This is a genomic window from Pseudomonas mucoides (genome assembly GCF_015461845.1).
GTDB classification, from domain to species: Bacteria; Pseudomonadota; Gammaproteobacteria; order Pseudomonadales; family Pseudomonadaceae; genus Aquipseudomonas; species Aquipseudomonas mucoides.
The window spans coordinates 74,341-92,360 of record NZ_JACOPW010000009.1 but is presented as its reverse complement, the minus strand read 5'-3'; the positions used below and the strand labels follow the sequence as shown (position 1 = coordinate 92,360).

Sequence of the window (18,020 nt, the reverse complement as noted above, 5' to 3'; positions counted from 1 at the left end):
GATGTTTTGTTCACGTGTAAGGAAACTGTCGAGTTTGTTGATGGTTGTCCTTTATCTGGTCTTTTTTCTGTTGTTTTTGAATGTCTAAAGTTTCTGGATGTTTGGCGGGTCATTAATTGTTTGTTTTCTTCTTTGAAGCGGATAAATCGTTCGGTTAGTGTTGTTTTATAACCGGATGGGTTCTCCGTTCGGGTGGAGGCCCGCTTTTATTTTTACAGGGAAGTATCTTTATGAGTGAACAAACAACTGGTCATGTAAACGGCTACGTCGATTTTATCGATCTATTCAAACTGTCTGATCTTGAGCAGGCGTTACAAGAGCATAAAGGTGCAGAGGAATATGACGCAGTATTTCGATATTACTTTGCTTGTATCTCAGTGCTCGATTTTCCAAGAATGCTTGCGCCGCTGGGTTTGCTGCGCGAGGCCCTCGGGTCTTTTGTCGAGCCCAAGCGCCGGCGTCGACGCGCAGCCGGTGTGGAGCGGCCCACAGCACAGCCGGGCGATGCAGCGCCGGGGCTGACGGAGATCCGCGACAGGGTCGAAGGCTTTCACTCGCGCTTGTCCAATAGCATTGAGCAGCTGAGTACCGCCGCCACCGAAGTGCCGAAAAATCTCCACTTCGTCTGGCTGGGGGGCGGCTTGGGAAACATTCAGCGCGACTATATTAATGTCTGGCAAAAGGTGTTGGCCGGGCAGGGCTATACCGTGAAGCTCTGGTACGACAGCGATGCATTACTGGCCTATGAAACCAACCGGATCATTGTCGAGGCCGCGAAGGCCGATGCAATGGTCAATGGCGGTCATGGCAGCGAATCGTTTCTTGATCTGAGTGATAAATATGAGGAACGGGCCATTGTTCTCAAACAACAAATGTTCGCGCATATCAACAAAGCGGTAGCGCGTGGTGTTAATGCGGATGATGCACGAATTGATTATCTGGTCCGTGGATATGGTCAGAATGAAGCCAGCTTGAAAGCCTTGCGGGACAAGAATAATCAAAGTATTTCGGCAATGGGCGAGGGCGGTGTGGAGCTTCGTAATATTGCAGCGAATGGAACACCGTTGCACTTGCAGGATATTTACCAACGGGAAATCAGTCTGCGAGGCAACTTTGCCGCGGCTTCCGATGTGGTGCGCATTGAGGCCTTGATGGCTGAAGGCGGAAGTTATGCGGATGTCGATAACCTGCCGCCTCTTCTGAAGACGCTGGGCGGGGTGGACATCAGTCAATTCAGCAGCGATGCGCGCCTGGGCGTCTTGCAGTTGTTGCTGGATCAGAACCCGGAGTGGATGCCGGGTCGTGAGGCATCAAGAAGCAAGTACACAAGCTACTTCGAGCGCATACCTGAAGAACATCGCCCGGCGCTGGAGCAGTTCGCCAACAGTCATCCGCCGTTGAATAGCGTTTTTCGCGAGCCCGCAGAGCGCCTTGTACGACCGGACGGACTGCGAGCGGTTGCCGAAGGGGGCAGCCTGAGTAATGCGTTTCTCATGGCGCATCCAGGATCGGCGATGGTCAGCGCCGTGATTGATCGCTTCAAACTCAATTATGAGATCGTTGATGCCACGGCCCGTTTGGCCATGGAGCGTCAAGTCGCCGCTATCGATGTTGAGGCCATCAGTCAAATTGCGTTGGATGTCGTCGAAGAAAAATTCGCCCTCTTGGGTGCTTCGCCGGGGGATGTAGAACCTGCGCAGTATCTTCTGGCTCTGGCTGCAGCTTCCTACTACAGCGACGGTATTCGCCCCCAAAGCGAAGTGACCATCTATCTGACCGGGCCCGCTGCGATGCGCGATGCGCTCGCGGATTACGCAAGCAGGCATTTCACCCCACGAGCAGCGGGCGCCTGGCGAACGGATGTGGCAATTGACCCCGCCGCAACGGTGAACCGGGCCACCGAAGAGGAGTTGGACCACTCCTGGAAAGAAAACGAAAGCGACACCGAGGAGTGGTTCAAGAACGAAAAACAACGGTGGGAAACCGGGCAGTTCAAGGCGCGTTACCTGGGCAAAGTGGATCAGTTGCTGAAGAGCCAGACGCTCTCTTTCGACCATGGCTGGCCCGTCATCGAAGGTCGACACGTGTTGTCGACTGAACTGCTGCAATCCCTGGCGGAACAGCTTGGCGAACCTTTCTTTCGTGCAATGAGTCAGCAGACCAGCGGTGAGGTGGCTTTCGACAAACCATTGCAGCTGGGTTTTGACGAGCGTCAATCCATCCTTGCGCAGGAGATCGCGCCACCGCCGGTGCTGGTCGGTGAGCCGGCCTCCGCGGAGTTGGCTCTGGATGAATTGCTTCACCGAATTGGCCGAGGGATGTTGCAGGTAGAGCAACTTGATCCGCGACAGCGGCTACTGATCGGTTCGTTGCTGGGCGCGCGGGCGATGGATCAACGCAACTTTGATCACGTCCGCGCGCGGCTGGAAAACCTCGCTAACAACGTGTCTGAATTGGGCGTGTCACACCGGTACGGGGCGATTGAACGGGAGCTGTTCAAAGAAAGTCATCCGGCGTTCGTTGACGGTTTGGCCCGCGCCTCGACACCGTCCGTGACATTGTCCGAGACCAGCATTGAACTGAAGAAGCAGGCGTTGGAGCAATCGCTGACCTTGCTGCAATGGGGACGCCAGGTTGCCCGGATTCAGCAGGTCGCCAAACTCGAATTCCGTGATCGCATCAGCGAGCGCATGACCGATGTACTGGAAAGCTTCGATCAAGGCACCTTCAAACTGGTGCCACAGGATTTGTTGCTCCAGGGCGCCGGTGACCGGATCGCCGGGCGTTGCTATCCGTTGGCATTGGCCATGGCGGCGGCGATCAGCAAGGGGAGCGAAGCGGCCAACATGCTTCGCGAGCGGTTTTACCTGGCGGTCATTGAACCCGGTACCCGAGATTCGAATGCATTCGTGAGCGTTATCGAAGAACTTCGTGACGTCGACATCCGTGACCTCGGCGGGCTGGTCGTGCGCTCCGATCTGGCACAGGTGATCGCGACGCTTGAAGCGAAAACCGGCAGCAGCACGTTGATGCTCAATTCGGATAACCACTCGATGCTGCTGGCCAAGAGTAGGGTGGACGAGCGCAGTACTTATCATTTCTACGATCCGAACTTTGGTGTTTTCGAGTTCAATACCGCGCAAGCGCTCAGTGCAGCATTGACCCATTTTTTCATTAGCCAAGAGATGGCAGGGCCTTACGCCGCTTATGGGGAGCCCGGTCGTCCAGCCTTTGATTTGATTGAGCTGGACGCAGGCCGTCTTAATGCAAAGGTGTTGTCGTCGGGTGTCCCGGTGTCGAGTCTTTCCGATTCGGGCAGCCTGCCAGACCAGGCGCCGCGGGTAAGACAGCGGCTGGCCAGCGCGCGAGGGCAGTCGTTGGTCAGCAATGGGGTGCTGGGCAGTTCGTTGCTGGAACTGGACGCCCACTGGTGGGGTGATCAGATCGCCCAGGCGACCCGGCAGTTGCAGGCGCAGCACGGGCTGTCGTCGAGCGCAGTTGCGTTGTTCGAGACGCTGGAGATCACCCCCGCAGGCGAGTACAAAATCAGTCTGGTCGATACCGATCCAGCGCAGACCATTGTGCGCGTCACCACCGATGATCCGCGATTCCTGAGAATCAAGAATTACCTCTCGGAAACCTTCCGTACGCTGGCGGCGCAACCGCATGAGTCGGCCAGCTTGCCTGACCCTACGGAGGCGGGCAGCGTCCATACGCTCAATGCCGGTTTCACTGTGCAAGCCTTGATGAATGCGCTGCGTCATCACGAGGGCGCGGCCAGCGGGGGTGACAAGGCGCTGACCACGGCCATTCGCTTGCATGCCTATGTCAATTACGCCCAACTGGTCCACGGCAACGTGGTGGATGTGGTTGGCGTCGTGACGCTGGTGCGTCAGGCACTGGACGATGAAAAACTGATCGCCCGCACCAGCGCACCGTTGGTGCAAAAGGCGTTGGGGCATGTGGCCAATGAAGGCGTCGGCACGGTGTTGGGGATGGTGAATGTCGGGTTTGATATTTACCAGTTAAGCCGTGCCACCAATGACATTGAGAAGGCGCAATTCGGCACGCAGCTGGCGTTCGACTCCGCGAGCGCCATGTTGGGCGCCGCCGGACTGGGTGCGGCATTGGCCGGGGCGGGAACGGTGGCGGCGGTGCTGGGCGGTGCCGGGGTGATTCTGGGTGGGCTGGCGGTGGGCGTCGCTGCGCTGGCCGAAGGGTTTGCCACCATTGCCGAAGAAGCCAAGGAGGTCGCCCGGTTTTTTGAGGGGGTGGAGAAGGCTTATCGAGAGGGCGGCTATCATCTGGACAAGGCCTCGAACGCCTGGCTTGCGCACCCCTTGCCGGTATTTGCCGAGCTCGATTTGCACGCATCCTGCGTCCGTTTCGACAGCCCCAGGCTGTTCCCGCTACGGGACCATTTCGGGGTTCCCGATTTCGATGTGGATTACGACCGCGCCACCGACATCCGCGTGGGCCTCGGGTTGCCCGACTCGGCGCCTTTCGCGCCGCCGCCCGGGCAGGCGATCGTTTTGCCCGGCACACCCAAAACCTGGTACGGCTATGAGTACACATTGCTGCCGTTTGTCACGTTTCGTCATGCCGGCGGCTTCGATACGGCCCGTCGGCTGGAGAAAAAGAATGAACAGGGACAATGGCAGTTTCTGTTTTCGTTCTACTCGTTTCCCGGCGAGTACGTGGTCAGCCGGCTGAACCCGGTCTACAAGCCCACGGTGTTCAACGTGCGTCTCGACAACATCGAACGTTCGCTGGTGGTGCCAGCCCTGCCAAAAGCGTGGCACGGACTGGTTTCCTACCGGATCGAAGGCGCCGGCGCCCAATGTTCCGTACTGCTCAATCCCGGGGTGAGCCTTGTACTCGACGCACCCGGTCACACGGCCATGCGCTGGGTGTTGCAGGCGCCCTGGTTGACGGAGGCAGACATCCGGATAGCCACTGCGGGCAGGCTCGTTTCGGACACGCTGGGTGTGAAGTTCAGTGGCAGCGGCGTTCACAATGTGTTGCTCAAGCTGGCGGGGAACACAATCGTGCGCGTTGATCTTGTTGCCCTGAAGTTGGAGGTGGTCGAGGAAGACGCCGATCCGGCGCTCGGGGAACAAGCGCTGCTGGATCACTTCAAGTCATTGGCCCGCGAACATCGACTGGCCATGCCTTACACCCCCGTTCACAACTTCGTGGTGCCGTTTGAAAAACCGGACGAACCGAGAACGGTGGCTGCGTATTACGACTCGGCGCAGGATCGTTTTCTGTATATCCGCGACCCGAATGTCCTGCTGGCCGATGAAGCCGTGCTGGGCGCCGTGGTCGAGGGCTCGGCCTATTTCTATCACCCCGCGAGTTTTGATGTCTGGCAGGTCGACGCGATCACCGGCACGCTGGTTCAGCGCTACCGTTTGCTGTTCAGGGATGGCTTGACCATTGGCCGCTGTGAGGCCGTGGCCAACGGCGGCATTCAGATCGTGCAGCAGCACGTTCGCAAGGATGGCCAGCGCGATGAACTGACCTTCCTGATCCATCAGCAAACGGTGTTGCTCGCCTCGATCACCCTGGGTCAGGATCCAGCACTGCAGGCGGTTTTAGAGGCTGACACGCTGACGGACTGGAAGCGGATACTGGGCAATTATGTGTTGCCGGGAGCGTTCGTTGATACCGTGGACTGGCGCCCCGGTGCGCTGGTTTCGATCTGTTGGCAGCGCGAAGACAACTCCCGTGATCTGGTCTGGGTCCGCGATCTTGACGGGTTGATCATCCGTGCACCCGCCCGGCGTCACCATGTGCGAGGCTGGAAGGATTCGATCAAGGCCTTGGATACCCTTTTACTCATTGCGCCCGACGGTGCCGAGGGCGAGGTGTTTGTGACCTACGACAAGGACATTCAAAGCCTCGTGCGCCAGCAAAGGTCGATGGTCGAGGGGCGCGTGCAATGGTCTTCCAGAGAAATTGCCCCCACAGGGCTGAAAAATGTTGTCGCGGTCGAGCAGGGGCATCTTGCCCTGACCGACTCGGGCCTGTTCTTCACGATGACGTCGGAAGGCTATCTGCGCTTGGGCGGATTGACGGGCACCTGGTTCAAGGATCGGGCCCGGTGGTGGTCCGAACTGCCTGCGGTGTCGACGCAGTATCCGGTGTCGAGTCTCGCCCTTCTTGGGTTGAGCAACTTTACGGGTAGCGGCGATTTATGCGCCTGGTATGTGGAGGATCGGCTGTTGCTCGCGGACCTGGGCCATGGCAAAGAAGTGCGGTTGCTGAGTAGTGTTCCGGACAATCAGGCTGCCTGGTTATTCGATCTTTCAACGGGCAGGATTTTCAGCCAGCGCTTTATCGAAACGACACACTTGAACGCTGCATTTGGCCCGGGAACCCGGCTTTTGCAGGCTGAGGCATTGCCCGCTCCGATGCAGGAATGGGCGCCCTGGGTCTTTACCGACGTGAAAGTGGAGGGTGCCGGCCTGAAGGCAACAACGCTTGATGGCCTGGAGATGGATTTACAGCACAACGAACCGGTCCGGATTACGGGGGTGGGCAGCCGCTGGGTTGCGGCACTGGAAGGGCCATTGAGTGAGGGGCTGGCGGCGCTGGCGAACGAATATCGCTGCGCCGATTTCCTGTCCGTCAAAGACCCCGACAGCCTTCAATGGTATGTGGTCCGCAGCGGACGATTGATCCGGATTCCGAAGGCCGCCGTTACTGCGCACTACACGCTGGTGGGCACCCGGGATCAAACCAGTGCGATGCTGCACGAACGCGAAGATGGTTTGTTGTACATCTATCCGCAAAAAAGCACGGTCGGACCGCTCGACTATATCCAGCGTAACGCCCAAGTGCTGGTGGTCGAGGGGCCGAAGAGGGCCCATGACCTTCTGCCGTTGATTGCTGATGATGTCAGCATCCTGGTGCTCAAAATGGGTCAGGGGACCACGACAAGCCGACTGACCCGAGCGGCCTGGTTGAAACTTGAATCGGTCATCGTCGATTGTCGTTATTCGCTTGAGCGGCCACCCTCGATTCCCGGGAAACTGATTCTGGACCCTTCGATCATGGATCAGTTATGGGTCAGCCTGGTCGATGAACACTTGGTGATGAACGGCCTGGACAGCGGGCACAGCCTGATTTTTCGCGGTGTTTACTCTGCGGATGTGGCGTTGCGGGGTGACGTGTTCCTTTCGCTCAATGGCTATCGGTCACGGGCGGTTTCGGAAATAGTGACCGAGTTACTGAGGCTAAAAGGCGTTGCCGGCAGCGCCACGTTAACGGAGCTGATGTCGAGTTCTCAGGTCGAGGTGGTCGCAGAACCGGCAAAATCCAGGGCGTAGCGTTCCCGCACTGATTACGGCACCAGATAACCTTTCACACCCGTGAAGATAATCTGTGCCGCCAGCGCGCACACAAACAATCCCATCAATCGGCTGACAATCTGCAAGCCCTGGTCTCCGAGAATCCGTTCGATGCGGTTGGACAAATAAAGGACCACGCCGACCGTGAAGCTGGCCAGGGCAATGCTGAGAATGGCCGTGAGTTTGTCGTCCCAGTGTGGCTGGCTCACGCCCATCACCAGCAAGGCACCGATGGTGCCGGGGCCGACCGTCAATGGAATCGTCAGCGGGACGATCGTCACGTCCTGCTGCACATTGTCGGTCTGCACCGCCGACTTGCCCTGGGCCATGCCCAGTGCCGAGATAAACAGCACGCTGCCGGCACCGATGCGGAACGCATCCACGGTAATGCCGAAGACACTGAAAATCACCCGTCCGAACAAGTACAGCAAGACGCTGGACACCAGCGTCGCGGTGGCCACTTTCCAGGCCAGCCGACGCTGTTCCTTGCGTGAATAACCGCGGGTCAGGCTGATGAAGCAGGACAACACGAAGAACGGGCTGTAGAGCACCAGCATCTTCAGGTAAACGCTGAATAACACGTGGAGCATGGTGGTCGCTCTCAGGTCAGGGAAGTCGAGGGGAGTCTATCAGGCGGTACGGGGGCTGTCGGCTAACAGACGGGGAGTTGTGCCGCGTTTTTTCAATCGCAGGAGAAGATTCTGCGCAGCGTTAAATCAATCAATGGAATGAAAAAAAGGAGCATCAAAATGGAATTTGCATCACAAGACATTACTCGGGGTATTACGCCGCAAAATGGCGCCGCGGTTTTGCACAATAGTTTGCTGGGTTTAAGCGCTCAGCTGTCGAGTCAGGACAGGCAGTTCGTCAAAAACAGCGTTCGATATGCCAAAGCCCGGGCGGACCAAAAATACAACAGTGTCAAACAGGCGGCTGAGTGGTTCGAATACTACTCCGGGGTAATGTGGTCTATCGGCTGGGGGCTTGATCAACCCCTGGTGGAGGTGATTGACAGGAAGTTCTCCGGAAGTGTGACGCGAGCGTATCTGGACGTCATGTCCAGCAGGGTTGCACGCAGCAAGCTTGCAACGCTTGAAAATGCCTTAAACATGCTGCAGAGCGATGAAGTGTTGCAAGGAACGTTCGCCGCCAGAGTGAGAGCCTTCGGTGCGTTTGAAGTATTGCCCACCGACCGTGAGCCGGACGGCTCCCTGGGGATATTTTTGAGCCATGTTCGTCTACTGAAACTGGATTGGTCCACGGGCTTTTGGAGCGTGGGGCATTCGATGGCGCAACTGGATATCCGTGTTCGACAATTTACCATTCGGCAGCGGGTCATTGAGCAAAACCGCAAGGAGTTGCAGGACGCGTTAACGGAGTTGGAGGGTAAGGAGTTTATGGATTTGCTGTCTCGCGGCTAACGCATGGTCAAACAAGTTAGTTGAATATTAGTTTGGTTGTTCATGTGCTGTTTTCTGGGGCGGTAATTATTTGTATGTGTTCTGAGTTGAGTTGTAGGCTGGGGTTAGGTAGTGTTGTCTTCGAGCTGGATTTGCTCATATTAATTAACAGGAAGTTAAATTGTGAATGAAGTACAAGTGTTGGCTGAGTCGGAACAAGCAGCGTTTATTTCTGACTTGGTTAAAAGTTACCCTGCTTCAATGGCTAAACCGCGGGTTGCAGGTTTTTCCGCACGTTCGGGGTCGAGCATTATCAATCTCGACGATATTCAAGCAGTTGTCGACGGCCCTAACGTCATCGGTATGTTTGACGGGATGAGTCGGCGCAACAAACGAATCGCGCTAAATACTTATCGGTTTGCCGAAATCATGGCCACTAACAAGTACCCGGCCAAGCATCAGATCGAACAACGCTTTCAGTTTCTGATCAGTGTACTGACAGCGATGAAGTGGACCAAAGTCGTTCAGGTGTCCAAGGCGTATGAAAAGAAGACACAAAGTCTGACCATGGCCAATGTAGCGGTCGATATTATTAGCGGCGTAGTGAAGGGCGTCGCTGGAGGTATTGGTATCCCCTCGCTTGTCGCTGACACACTGGGATCCCTCAAACAGGATGAAAAGGCGCTCAACCTTTTCAATCGCTCTGTAGAGAAAGATCAGGGTCGCCGCTTTGGTGTGGCCTCCTGTGCACAGGACAAGGAGGGTTCCGTCAACATGGCTGTCGCAGCAGTCAACTATTCCAAAGAGCCTGGTAAAGATGGCGGTGTGCTGTTCGTTGAATGGAAAAGTTCCGAGGTGGACGTTTACCAGGACACGGCGTATTTGGTCATTCATGAGGAAGACTACCCTGGTACAAGGGAGACGACGGTGAATGCCTATCTGGACGAGCTTGATGAGCGTGCGTTTCAAGCCATTTTAGCCAGTAAGTAACAAAAAGGCCGGAGGCATTTGTCTCCGGTTTTTTTAGTCCGGAAGTGAATCTTATGCTGGATTTTAATTACGCCGTTTATATTGATGGTGGGAGCGTTTTACTCCTGTCGCATGAGCTCAGTGCGCGTGAGTGTACTGATGTACTGGATTCAACGTTATTCATGCAGCTTGCGGCGGCGGCAGAGCAGCCAGGATTGGTCGGGTATGAGCAGTGGTGGGGGGGTTATCGCTCGCAGCTTAATAAATTTGGTTGGTCGCGTATTCAGGATTTCGAAGGCTCGTTCAGGTCTGATCCAGATCTATTGCCCCAGACGGTCAGCCAGGCAGTGGCGTCCAAAGTCCGTCGTTTTCTTTCCGCTGAATATGTCGATGCTGTGGGTCGCGCGTTTATCGAAGTGTCCAGACTTTCACCGCACCATTTGGCCCGTACGTTACTGCGATATTATTCGATAGCCGAAGATCCGGTCTCGAAACTGACCACGGTCCGGTTGCAGTTTGGAATTGTCGTGGCGGGTGCTCGGCTAATCTATCTGACGGTAAGTTTCATTACCCGTGAAGCGTTTTCGAGTTCGATCATCGAGCAAAACTTTCTAACCGATGACATCGTCGGGGAAATCGAGTTTAAAGGGTGTGTCGCTGTGCTGGATTCAGCTGCTTATGACTCGTGGCGTGGACGGATTGCGATGGCTGTGGCTCCTTTTCGTGAAGAGCAGATACGGGCGGTGTCCTCGCCAAACACCGAGTGGTAAGGCACGCTTACCGACGAGGTTTCGTCGCTTTGGCACTACTGCACTGTCCGCTCAGGGCGTATTAACGGCTACCCGGTTTTGCTCATCCCGCTGCGCCACCCAATGCTCGATCAAATCGCGCAACTGCGATAACTCCACCGGTTTTGCCATGTGCCCGTCCATGCCGGCCTGGCGCGCACGCTCTTTGTGCTCCGCGAGAATGTGGGCCGTCAATGCCACCACCGGTGTGCGGGTGCGTTGATTGCTGACTTCCCAGGCGCGTAGTTGCTGGGTGGCAGAGAAGCCATCGAGGATCGGCATTTCGCAATCCATCAGCACCAGGTCGTAGCGTTGGGCTTTCATCGCCTGCAAGGCTTCTTCGCCATTGCTGGCGGTGTCCGGTTGCAGGTTGAGCTTGCCGAGCATGCCGCGAATCACCTTGGTCGAGATCGTGTTGTCCTCCGCCACCAGGATGCGGAAGTCGCTCGGGACCTTGACCGGAAGTGCAGGGCCGGCAGGTAGGTGATGTGAAACCGCCAGGCCTTTGTTGCGCTGATTCAGCTCGTCCGCGAGGGTGGTCTTGAGGGTGTAGCCAGCCACGGGTTTGGCGAGAATGCGTTTGATCCCGGAGTTGCGTGCAATGATCTTGCTCGGTGCATTGCTGATGCCCGTCAGCATGATCAGCAGAATGTCGTGATTGAGGCTCGGGTCTTCCTTGATCTTGGCGGCCAGTTGCATACCGGTCATGCCGGGCATGTTCTGGTCCAGCAAGACCACGTCGAAGTAGTCGCGCAAATGAGCCTTGGTACGCAGCAATGCCAAGGCTTCCTTGCCGGACGGTACGGCACTGACATTCAGGCCCCAGGCGCTGCATTGTTGCACCAGTACTTTGCGGCAGGTGTCGTTATCGTCCACCACCAGCACGCGCGCCCCTTGCAGCGGACCATCGAGGTCGGAGGTCGGGTGTTCAAGCCGGTCCGGGTCCAGGGGGAGCGTCAGCCACAAGGTACTGCCCTGGTTGGCGCCGGTCTTGATGCCGAACTCGCCCTGCATCAGGCGGATCAGCTGGCGCGCGATCACCAGCCCCAGATTGCCGCCCAGACTCGTCGCCGAGAGGAAGTGCTTGCTGTGCAGTTCGGCGTGCATCAGGGCATCGCGTTCTTCGGCTTCCATCGGCACACCGCTGTCCTGCACGGCGATGCGCAGCCGTGGTTTGGCACTGCGTTCGTCAAGGGCGACAACGATCAGGATCTCGCCTTCTTCAGTTTTCTTCAGCGCGTTTTCCAGCAGGCTCAGCAGAGTCTGGCGCAGGCGTGTCGGGTCACCGCTGATGACGCGTGGCACTTGCGGCTGAATAAAGCTGATCAGTTCGACATTTTGCTGCTCGGCCTTGGCGCGGAAGATGCTGAGGCAGTCTTCGATCAAGGCGTTGAGGTCGAATTGCACGTCGTCCAGTTCGATCTGCCCTGACTCGAGCTTGGAGATGTCGAGGATCTCGTTGATCAGCGTCAGCAGTTCGTTGCCGGCGCTATGGATGGTTTGCACATAGTCGCGTTGCTTGACCGACAGTGGTGTGCCCAACAGCAGCTCGGTCATGCCGAGCACGCCGTTCATGGGGGTTCGGATTTCGTGGCTGATTTTCGCCAGGAATTCGGCCTTGGCGTTGATCTCCGCGTTGCTGGCCGCCAGGTCGCGACTGACGCTGAAGCGATCTTCAGTGATGCTGCGCTGACGTTCGCTCAGGGCAATGCTCATCAGCAGGCCGCTGATGCAAACGAACACCAGAAGCGTAGTGATCAGGCCTTGCGGCGCGACCTGAGTCAGTCCCAACAGGGCGGGCAGGATGATCAGGGTGCCAATGTTGAACACCACCATCGCCGCAACGAAAAACCGCGCCGGACGATAACCTTTTTGCCAGTGATAGGCGCTGACGAACAACATGCTCAGGCCTGCCAGAGCAACCAGGGCATAGGTGATGATATTCAGCGGCAGTGTGTTGACGAACAATAACAGCAGGCCGCAGACGATGATGAACAGAATGTCCGCCAGCAGCAGTTTGTTCAGCGGGTGCGGGCCAAGCGGGGCGAAGAAGCGACAGGCGAGCATCAGGCCGCTCGGCGCTGTCATCAGTAACGCGAGGTAGGCACCAGGCGTCTGGATGGCGTGCCAGTTCGGCAACCATGGCCCGGCCAGGTTCAGCAGCATTAGCAAGCTGAGCATCAACAACCCTTCACACCAGGCCAGCCAGAGGCTGCTGCGCGAGCGTGTGTAGGCATAACGGACAAAGTTGTGCAGGATCAGCATGCCGAGGCAACCGAACAGCAGACCATAGAGCAATGTCTGATTCTGATCGGCCGCGGTCATGACCGCCGATTGCAGGGTGATGTAGGGCCGTAGCTGATGGTCGGAGACCAGTCGCAAGTAGACGTCGAGGGGGGTGTCACTTTGCGGCAGCGGCAACATGAAATCGCTGCTGGGCAGGGGGCGGTCAGCCTGGCGTTGCACGGTTCCTGTCTGCACTTGATCGATCAGTTTGTCGCCATCGAGTACATACAGTTTGAGCGACGACAGGTCGGGAGCGAACACCCGCAGTAATTGTTCATGCTTGCCGGGGGCCAGCCTGAAACGCAGCCATAACGCGCCATCGGGCTCGGCCGCCGTGAGGCGATCGAGTTCGATGGGGCTGAATTGATTGGTGTAGCGAGCAGAACGAATGTCGCTTAGCTGCAGGTCGCCCTGTTCGTCGAGCAATACTGCCCAGCCACTGCCTTGACCGGCCTGGGCCGGGAGCATGCAGAGCAAGGTCAGCAGAGTGACGGTGAGACTGATGGCAATCCTGAGCCTGCGCACGGCGAAATCCCTTCGTAGGTTGATGCCAGATTATAACTATGCGCGGTGCCGGAATAGTGGGGCAAGGACCAGCGGCCCTTGCCCGGCCGAATGAATGGCCTTACTCCTGGCTTTCGCCACGTTCACGGGCAATGGCACGGTAGCCAATGTCCTTGCGATAGAAACAGCCTTCCCAGTCAATTTTTGCCGCCAGTTTGTAAGCTTGCTGCTGAGCCTCATCGACGCTGGCGCCCATGGCCGTGGCGCAGAGCACCCGACCACCGGCCGTGACCACTTGACCGTCCTTGAGTGCAGTACCGGCGTGGAAGACTTTGCCTTCCAGTGCGGCGGCTGCATCCAGACCGTTGATGGCCACGCCTTTGGCGTAGTCACCCGGATAACCGCCAGCGGCCAACACGATGCCGACGCTCGGACGTGGATCCCATTGCGCTTCGACCTTGTCCAGCGCTTGCGCCAGAGCCGCTTCGACCAGCAATACCAGGCTCGACTGCAGACGCAGCATCACCGGTTGGGTCTCAGGATCGCCGAAACGGCAGTTGAATTCGATGACTTTTGGGTTACCAGCCTTGTCGATCATCAGGCCGGCGTACAGGAAGCCAGTGTAGACGTTGCCTTCCTCGGCCATGCCGCGAACGGTCGGCCAGATCACCAGGTCCATGACCCGCTGGTGCACTTGGGCAGTCACGACCGGGGCAGGGGAGTAAGCGCCCATGCCACCGGTGTTCGGGCCGGTGTCGCCGTCGCCGACGCGCTTGTGGTCCTGGCTGGTGGCCATTGGCAGCACATTCTTGCCGTCGACCATGACGATGAAGCTGGCTTCTTCGCCGTCCAGGAATTCTTCGATCACTACGCGCGAACCCGCATCGCCAAACGCGTTGCCCGCGAGCATGTCGCGCACGGCGTCTTCGGCTTCGGCCAGGGTCATGGCAACGATCACACCTTTACCGGCGGCCAGGCCATCGGCCTTGATCACGATCGGCGCGCCTTTTTCACGCAGATAAGCCAGGGCTGGCTCGATCTCGGTGAAGTTCTGGTAATCGGCAGTCGGGATTTTGTGGCGAGCGAGGAAGTCCTTGGTGAAGGCTTTCGAACCTTCCAGCTGGGCAGCGCCAGCGGTCGGACCGAAGCAATCCAGGCCGCGGGAGCGGAACAGATCGACGACGCCAGCCACCAGGGGCACTTCCGGGCCGACGATGGTCAGGGAAACGTTTTTCTCGGCAAAGTCTGCCAGCTGTTCGAGAGCCAACACGTCGATGGCGACGTTTTCGCATTTGGCTTCGATGGCGGTACCGGCGTTGCCAGGGGCCACGAACACTTTCTGCACACGCGGATCCTGAGCCACTTTCCAGGCCAGTGCGTGTTCACGGCCACCGCTGCCAATGATCAAAACATTCATTTCAAAAACCTCGGATGACGCAAATTCTGTGGGCAGCGTTGGAGCTGCTTTTCTGTGGGAGCTGGCTTGCCAGCGATGCAGGCGACTCGGTTCATCAGTTAGACCGAGGGGATGCTATCGCTGGCAAGCCAGCTCCCACATTTGGATCGAGTTGAATCAGTGACGGAAGTGGCGCATGCCGGTGAAGACCATGGCAATGCCGGCTTCGTCGGCCGCAGCAATCACTTCAGCATCACGCATCGAACCGCCCGGTTGAATCACGGCAGTCACGCCCGCCTTGGCGGCGTTGTCCAGACCGTCGCGGAACGGGAAGAATGCGTCGGAAGCCATTACCGAACCGGCTACCTGCAGGCCAGCATGTTCCGCCTTGATCGCAGCGATACGCGCCGAGTTCACACGGCTCATCTGACCCGCGCCGACACCGATGGTCTGACGGTTCTTGGCGTAGACGATGGCGTTGGACTTCACGTACTTGGCGACTTTCCAGGCGAAGATCAGGTCATTGATTTCCTGTTCGGTCGGGGCGCGTTTGGTCACGACTTTCAGGTCGTCGGCACTGATCATGCCGATGTCGCGGCTCTGCACCAGCAGGCCACCGTTGACGCGTTTGTAATCCCAGGCAGCGGCGCGATCAGCCGACCATTCGCCGCAGGCCAGCAGGCGCACGTTGGCTTTGGCTGCAACGATGGCGCGGGCTTCTTCGCTGACGGACGGGGCAATGATCACCTCGACGAACTGACGCTCGACGATGGCTTTGGCCGTTTCGGCATCCAGTTCGCGGTTGAAGGCGATAATGCCGCCGAACGCCGATTCGGTGTCGGTGGCGTAAGCCAGTTCGTAGGCCTGGCGGATGCCGCCTTCGGCGTCCGGGCTCACGGCCACGCCGCACGGGTTGGCGTGCTTGACGATCACGCAGGCCGGCTTGACGAAGCTCTTCACGCATTCCAGCGCGGCGTCGGTGTCGGCCACGTTGTTGTACGACAGTTCTTTGCCTTGCAGCTGGGTCGCGGTGGCGATGCCGACTTCGGCAGGCTTGGCTTCCACGTAGAACGCCGCGCTCTGGTGCGGGTTCTCGCCGTAGCGCATTTCCTGAGCCTTGACGAACTGGCTGTTGAAGGTGCGCGGGAATTCGCTGCGACCTTCGGTGCTGAGGGTGTCAGCGGCCTGGTTCACGGTGCCCATGTAGTTGGCGATCATGCCGTCGTAGGCGGCGGTGTGTTCGAACGCCTTGAGCATCAGGTCGAAACGCTGAGCGTAGGTCAGGCCGCCGGCCTTGAGGCCTTCGAGGACGCTGGCGTAATCGCTGGCATTGACCACGATGGCCACGTCTTTGTGGTTCTTGGCCGCGGAACGGACCATGGTCGGGCCGCCAATGTCGATGTTCTCGATGGCGGTCGGCAGGTCGCAGCCTGGCTTGTTAATGGTGGCTTCGAACGGGTACAGGTTGACCGCGACCAGATCGATCGGCTTGATGCCGTGCTCGTTCATGATCGCGTCGTCGATACCGCGACGACCGAGGATCCCGCCGTGGATTTTCGGGTGCAGGGTTTTCACCCGACCGTCCATCATTTCTGCGAAACCGGTGTAATCCGCGACTTCCACTGCGGCAACACCGTTGTCACGCAGCAGCTTGAACGTCCCGCCGGTAGAGAGGATCTCGACGCCCAGGGCTTCAAGCTCTTTGGCGAATTCGAGGATCCCGGTCTTGTCGGAAACGCTGATCAAGGCGCGGCGGATCGGCAGGCGGGTAGTCTGGTCGGTCATTTCAATTTCCATCAAAAGCAAAGGAGTCAGCAAAAAAGGCGACCGTTTTTACGCGGGCGCCTTTCTGGTTTGATTGAATGCTTACAGCAAATCGTACTGCTTGAGTTTCTTGCGCAGCGTGCCCCGGTTGAGTCCGAGCAGCTCGCTGGCCTTCGTCTGGTTGCCCTTGACGTAGTTCATCACGCACTCGAGCAGGGGAGCCTCGACTTCGGAGAGCACCAGGTTGTACACATCCGTGACGGCAGCGCCCTCAAGGTGGGCGAAATAATTGTGCAGCGCCTTCTCGACACTCCCGCGAAGGGTCTGACCTTCTTCGCTGGGCGTATTGAGGTGCTGTTTCAAATTCACGTTGTCGCTCACGGGTGTTGTTCCACTCACTAAAGTCTCGGTCATCATCGTCATGCGGCCACCCCTTCTCCGTCCCCTGTCAGGCTCTTGTAACGTTCGGCGAAGAAGCCCTGAACGTTGGCGCATTGTGCTTCCGTATCTTCCAAACGATTGAAGTGGGCGCGAAACTCCCTGGCGCCCGGCAAGGTTGCGAGATACCAGCCCACATGCTTTCGAGCGATCCGGACACCCATGACATCGCCATAGAAGACGTGCAGGGCAGCCAGATGCTCTAGCAGAATGCGTTCCACCTCGATCAATTCCAGCGCCGGGAGTTTCTCGCCGGTACGCAGGAAATGGTCGATCTCGCGAAAAATCCATGGCCGCCCTTGGGCTGCCCGGCCTACCAACAAGCCATCGGCACCGGTCGCGTCCAACACGTACCGGGCTTTTTCTGGTGAATCGATATCGCCGTTGGCAAAGACCGGCATCGACACCGCCTGCTTGATCGCGGCAATGGTGTCGTACTCGGCTTCACCGGTGTAGAGGTCGGCACGGGTGCGGCCATGGACCGCCAACGCCGTAATGCCTGCCTGCTCGGCGATCTTCGCCACCGTCAAACCATTCTTGTTGTCCCGGTCCCAGCCGGTACGGATCTTCAGGGTCACCGGCACATCAACCGCAGCCACGACGGCCTGCAGGATCTCGGTGACCAATGCTTCATCCTTCAACAACGCAGAACCGGCAGCCTTGTTGCAGACCTTCTTCGCCGGGCAGCCCATGTTGATATCAATAATCTGCGCACCCAGCTCGACGTTGGCCCGGGCCGCGTCCGCCAGCATCTGTGCATCACCACCGGCGATCTGGACCGAGCGTGGCTCGGGATCACCTTCGTGGATCATGCGCATCCGCGACTTGCGGGTGTTCCATAAACTCATGTCGCTGGTGACCATTTCCGAGACAACCAGCCCCGCACCCAATCGCTTGCACAGCTGACGAAAGGGTTGGTCGGTGACTCCCGCCATCGGGGCGAGAATCAAGCCGTTTTGCAATGTGTATGGACCGATGCGTACCGCCGACATAGGACTTCCCTGTTGTGGGGCCGGATCATTAGAGTTCGAAAAAGGGTTGGCATGATACCCGCTCTCGATGACTGGATAAAGGCTGAATTGAACAAAATCTGAACAGTTATTCTGTTATTGCCAGCAGT

At 57.8% G+C, this 18,020-nt stretch carries 10 protein-coding genes; 4 read left to right on the top strand and 6 right to left on the bottom strand.

Translation table 11 applies throughout. From position 1 onward, the window contains the following. Positions 1–230 precede the first annotated feature (230 nt). Positions 231–7,334, top strand: coding sequence for a TcdA/TcdB pore-forming domain-containing protein (locus tag H8F22_RS27865; RefSeq protein ID WP_194940953.1), 7,104 nt, complete (start codon positions 231–233; stop codon positions 7,332–7,334). 14 nt (positions 7,335–7,348) lie between these two features. Here the strand turns inward: H8F22_RS27865 and H8F22_RS27860 are convergent, their stop codons facing one another. Continuing rightward, a complete protein-coding gene (locus H8F22_RS27860; protein ID WP_007937197.1) occupies positions 7,349–7,945 on the bottom strand; it encodes a MarC family protein in 597 nt (198 codons plus the stop codon). A gap of 159 nt (positions 7,946–8,104) precedes the next feature. On the opposite strand from H8F22_RS27860, the gene H8F22_RS27855 reads away from it, so the two are divergent. The 3 genes from H8F22_RS27855 to H8F22_RS27845 all read left to right on the top strand — a co-directional run bounded on the left by H8F22_RS27855 (position 8,105) and on the right by H8F22_RS27845 (position 10,494). After that, entirely contained in the window at positions 8,105–8,776 is a 672-nt protein-coding gene (locus H8F22_RS27855) for a ShlB/FhaC/HecB family protein (protein WP_059181698.1), read from the top strand. A 162-nt stretch (positions 8,777–8,938) separates the two neighbouring features. Further along, entirely contained in the window at positions 8,939–9,745 is an 807-nt protein-coding gene (locus H8F22_RS27850; RefSeq protein ID WP_194940952.1) for a hypothetical protein, read from the top strand. Positions 9,746–9,798: 53 nt separating this feature from the next. Continuing rightward, a complete protein-coding gene (locus H8F22_RS27845; RefSeq protein WP_194940951.1) occupies positions 9,799–10,494 on the top strand; it encodes a hypothetical protein in 696 nt (231 codons plus the stop codon). Positions 10,495–10,545: 51 nt separating this feature from the next. On the opposite strand, the gene H8F22_RS27840 is transcribed toward H8F22_RS27845, so the two are convergent. From H8F22_RS27840 to dusB, 5 genes are all read right to left on the bottom strand, one after another. Next, positions 10,546–13,323, bottom strand: coding sequence for a hybrid sensor histidine kinase/response regulator (locus H8F22_RS27840; RefSeq protein WP_027921905.1), 2,778 nt, complete (start codon positions 13,321–13,323; stop codon positions 10,546–10,548). Between the two features lie 100 nt (positions 13,324–13,423). Further along, positions 13,424–14,719: a phosphoribosylamine--glycine ligase gene (gene purD / locus H8F22_RS27835; RefSeq protein ID WP_027921904.1), complete on the bottom strand. Its 1,296-nt coding sequence runs from the start codon at positions 14,717–14,719 to the stop codon at positions 13,424–13,426. A gap of 156 nt (positions 14,720–14,875) precedes the next feature. Continuing rightward, positions 14,876–16,483 (bottom strand): bifunctional phosphoribosylaminoimidazolecarboxamide formyltransferase/IMP cyclohydrolase, encoded by a 1,608-nt coding sequence (purH, locus tag H8F22_RS27830; RefSeq protein ID WP_027921903.1) that lies wholly within the window; start codon positions 16,481–16,483, stop codon positions 14,876–14,878. Positions 16,484–16,564: 81 nt separating this feature from the next. Then, on the bottom strand, positions 16,565–16,885 hold the full coding sequence (gene fis / locus H8F22_RS27825) for a DNA-binding transcriptional regulator Fis (protein ID WP_007907419.1): 321 nt from the start codon (positions 16,883–16,885) through the stop codon (positions 16,565–16,567). After that, entirely contained in the window at positions 16,882–17,892 is a 1,011-nt protein-coding gene (gene dusB, locus H8F22_RS27820; protein WP_027921902.1) for a tRNA dihydrouridine synthase DusB, read from the bottom strand. Before dusB ends, fis begins: the two co-directional genes overlap by 4 nt. Between the last annotated feature and the right edge of the window lie 128 nt (positions 17,893–18,020).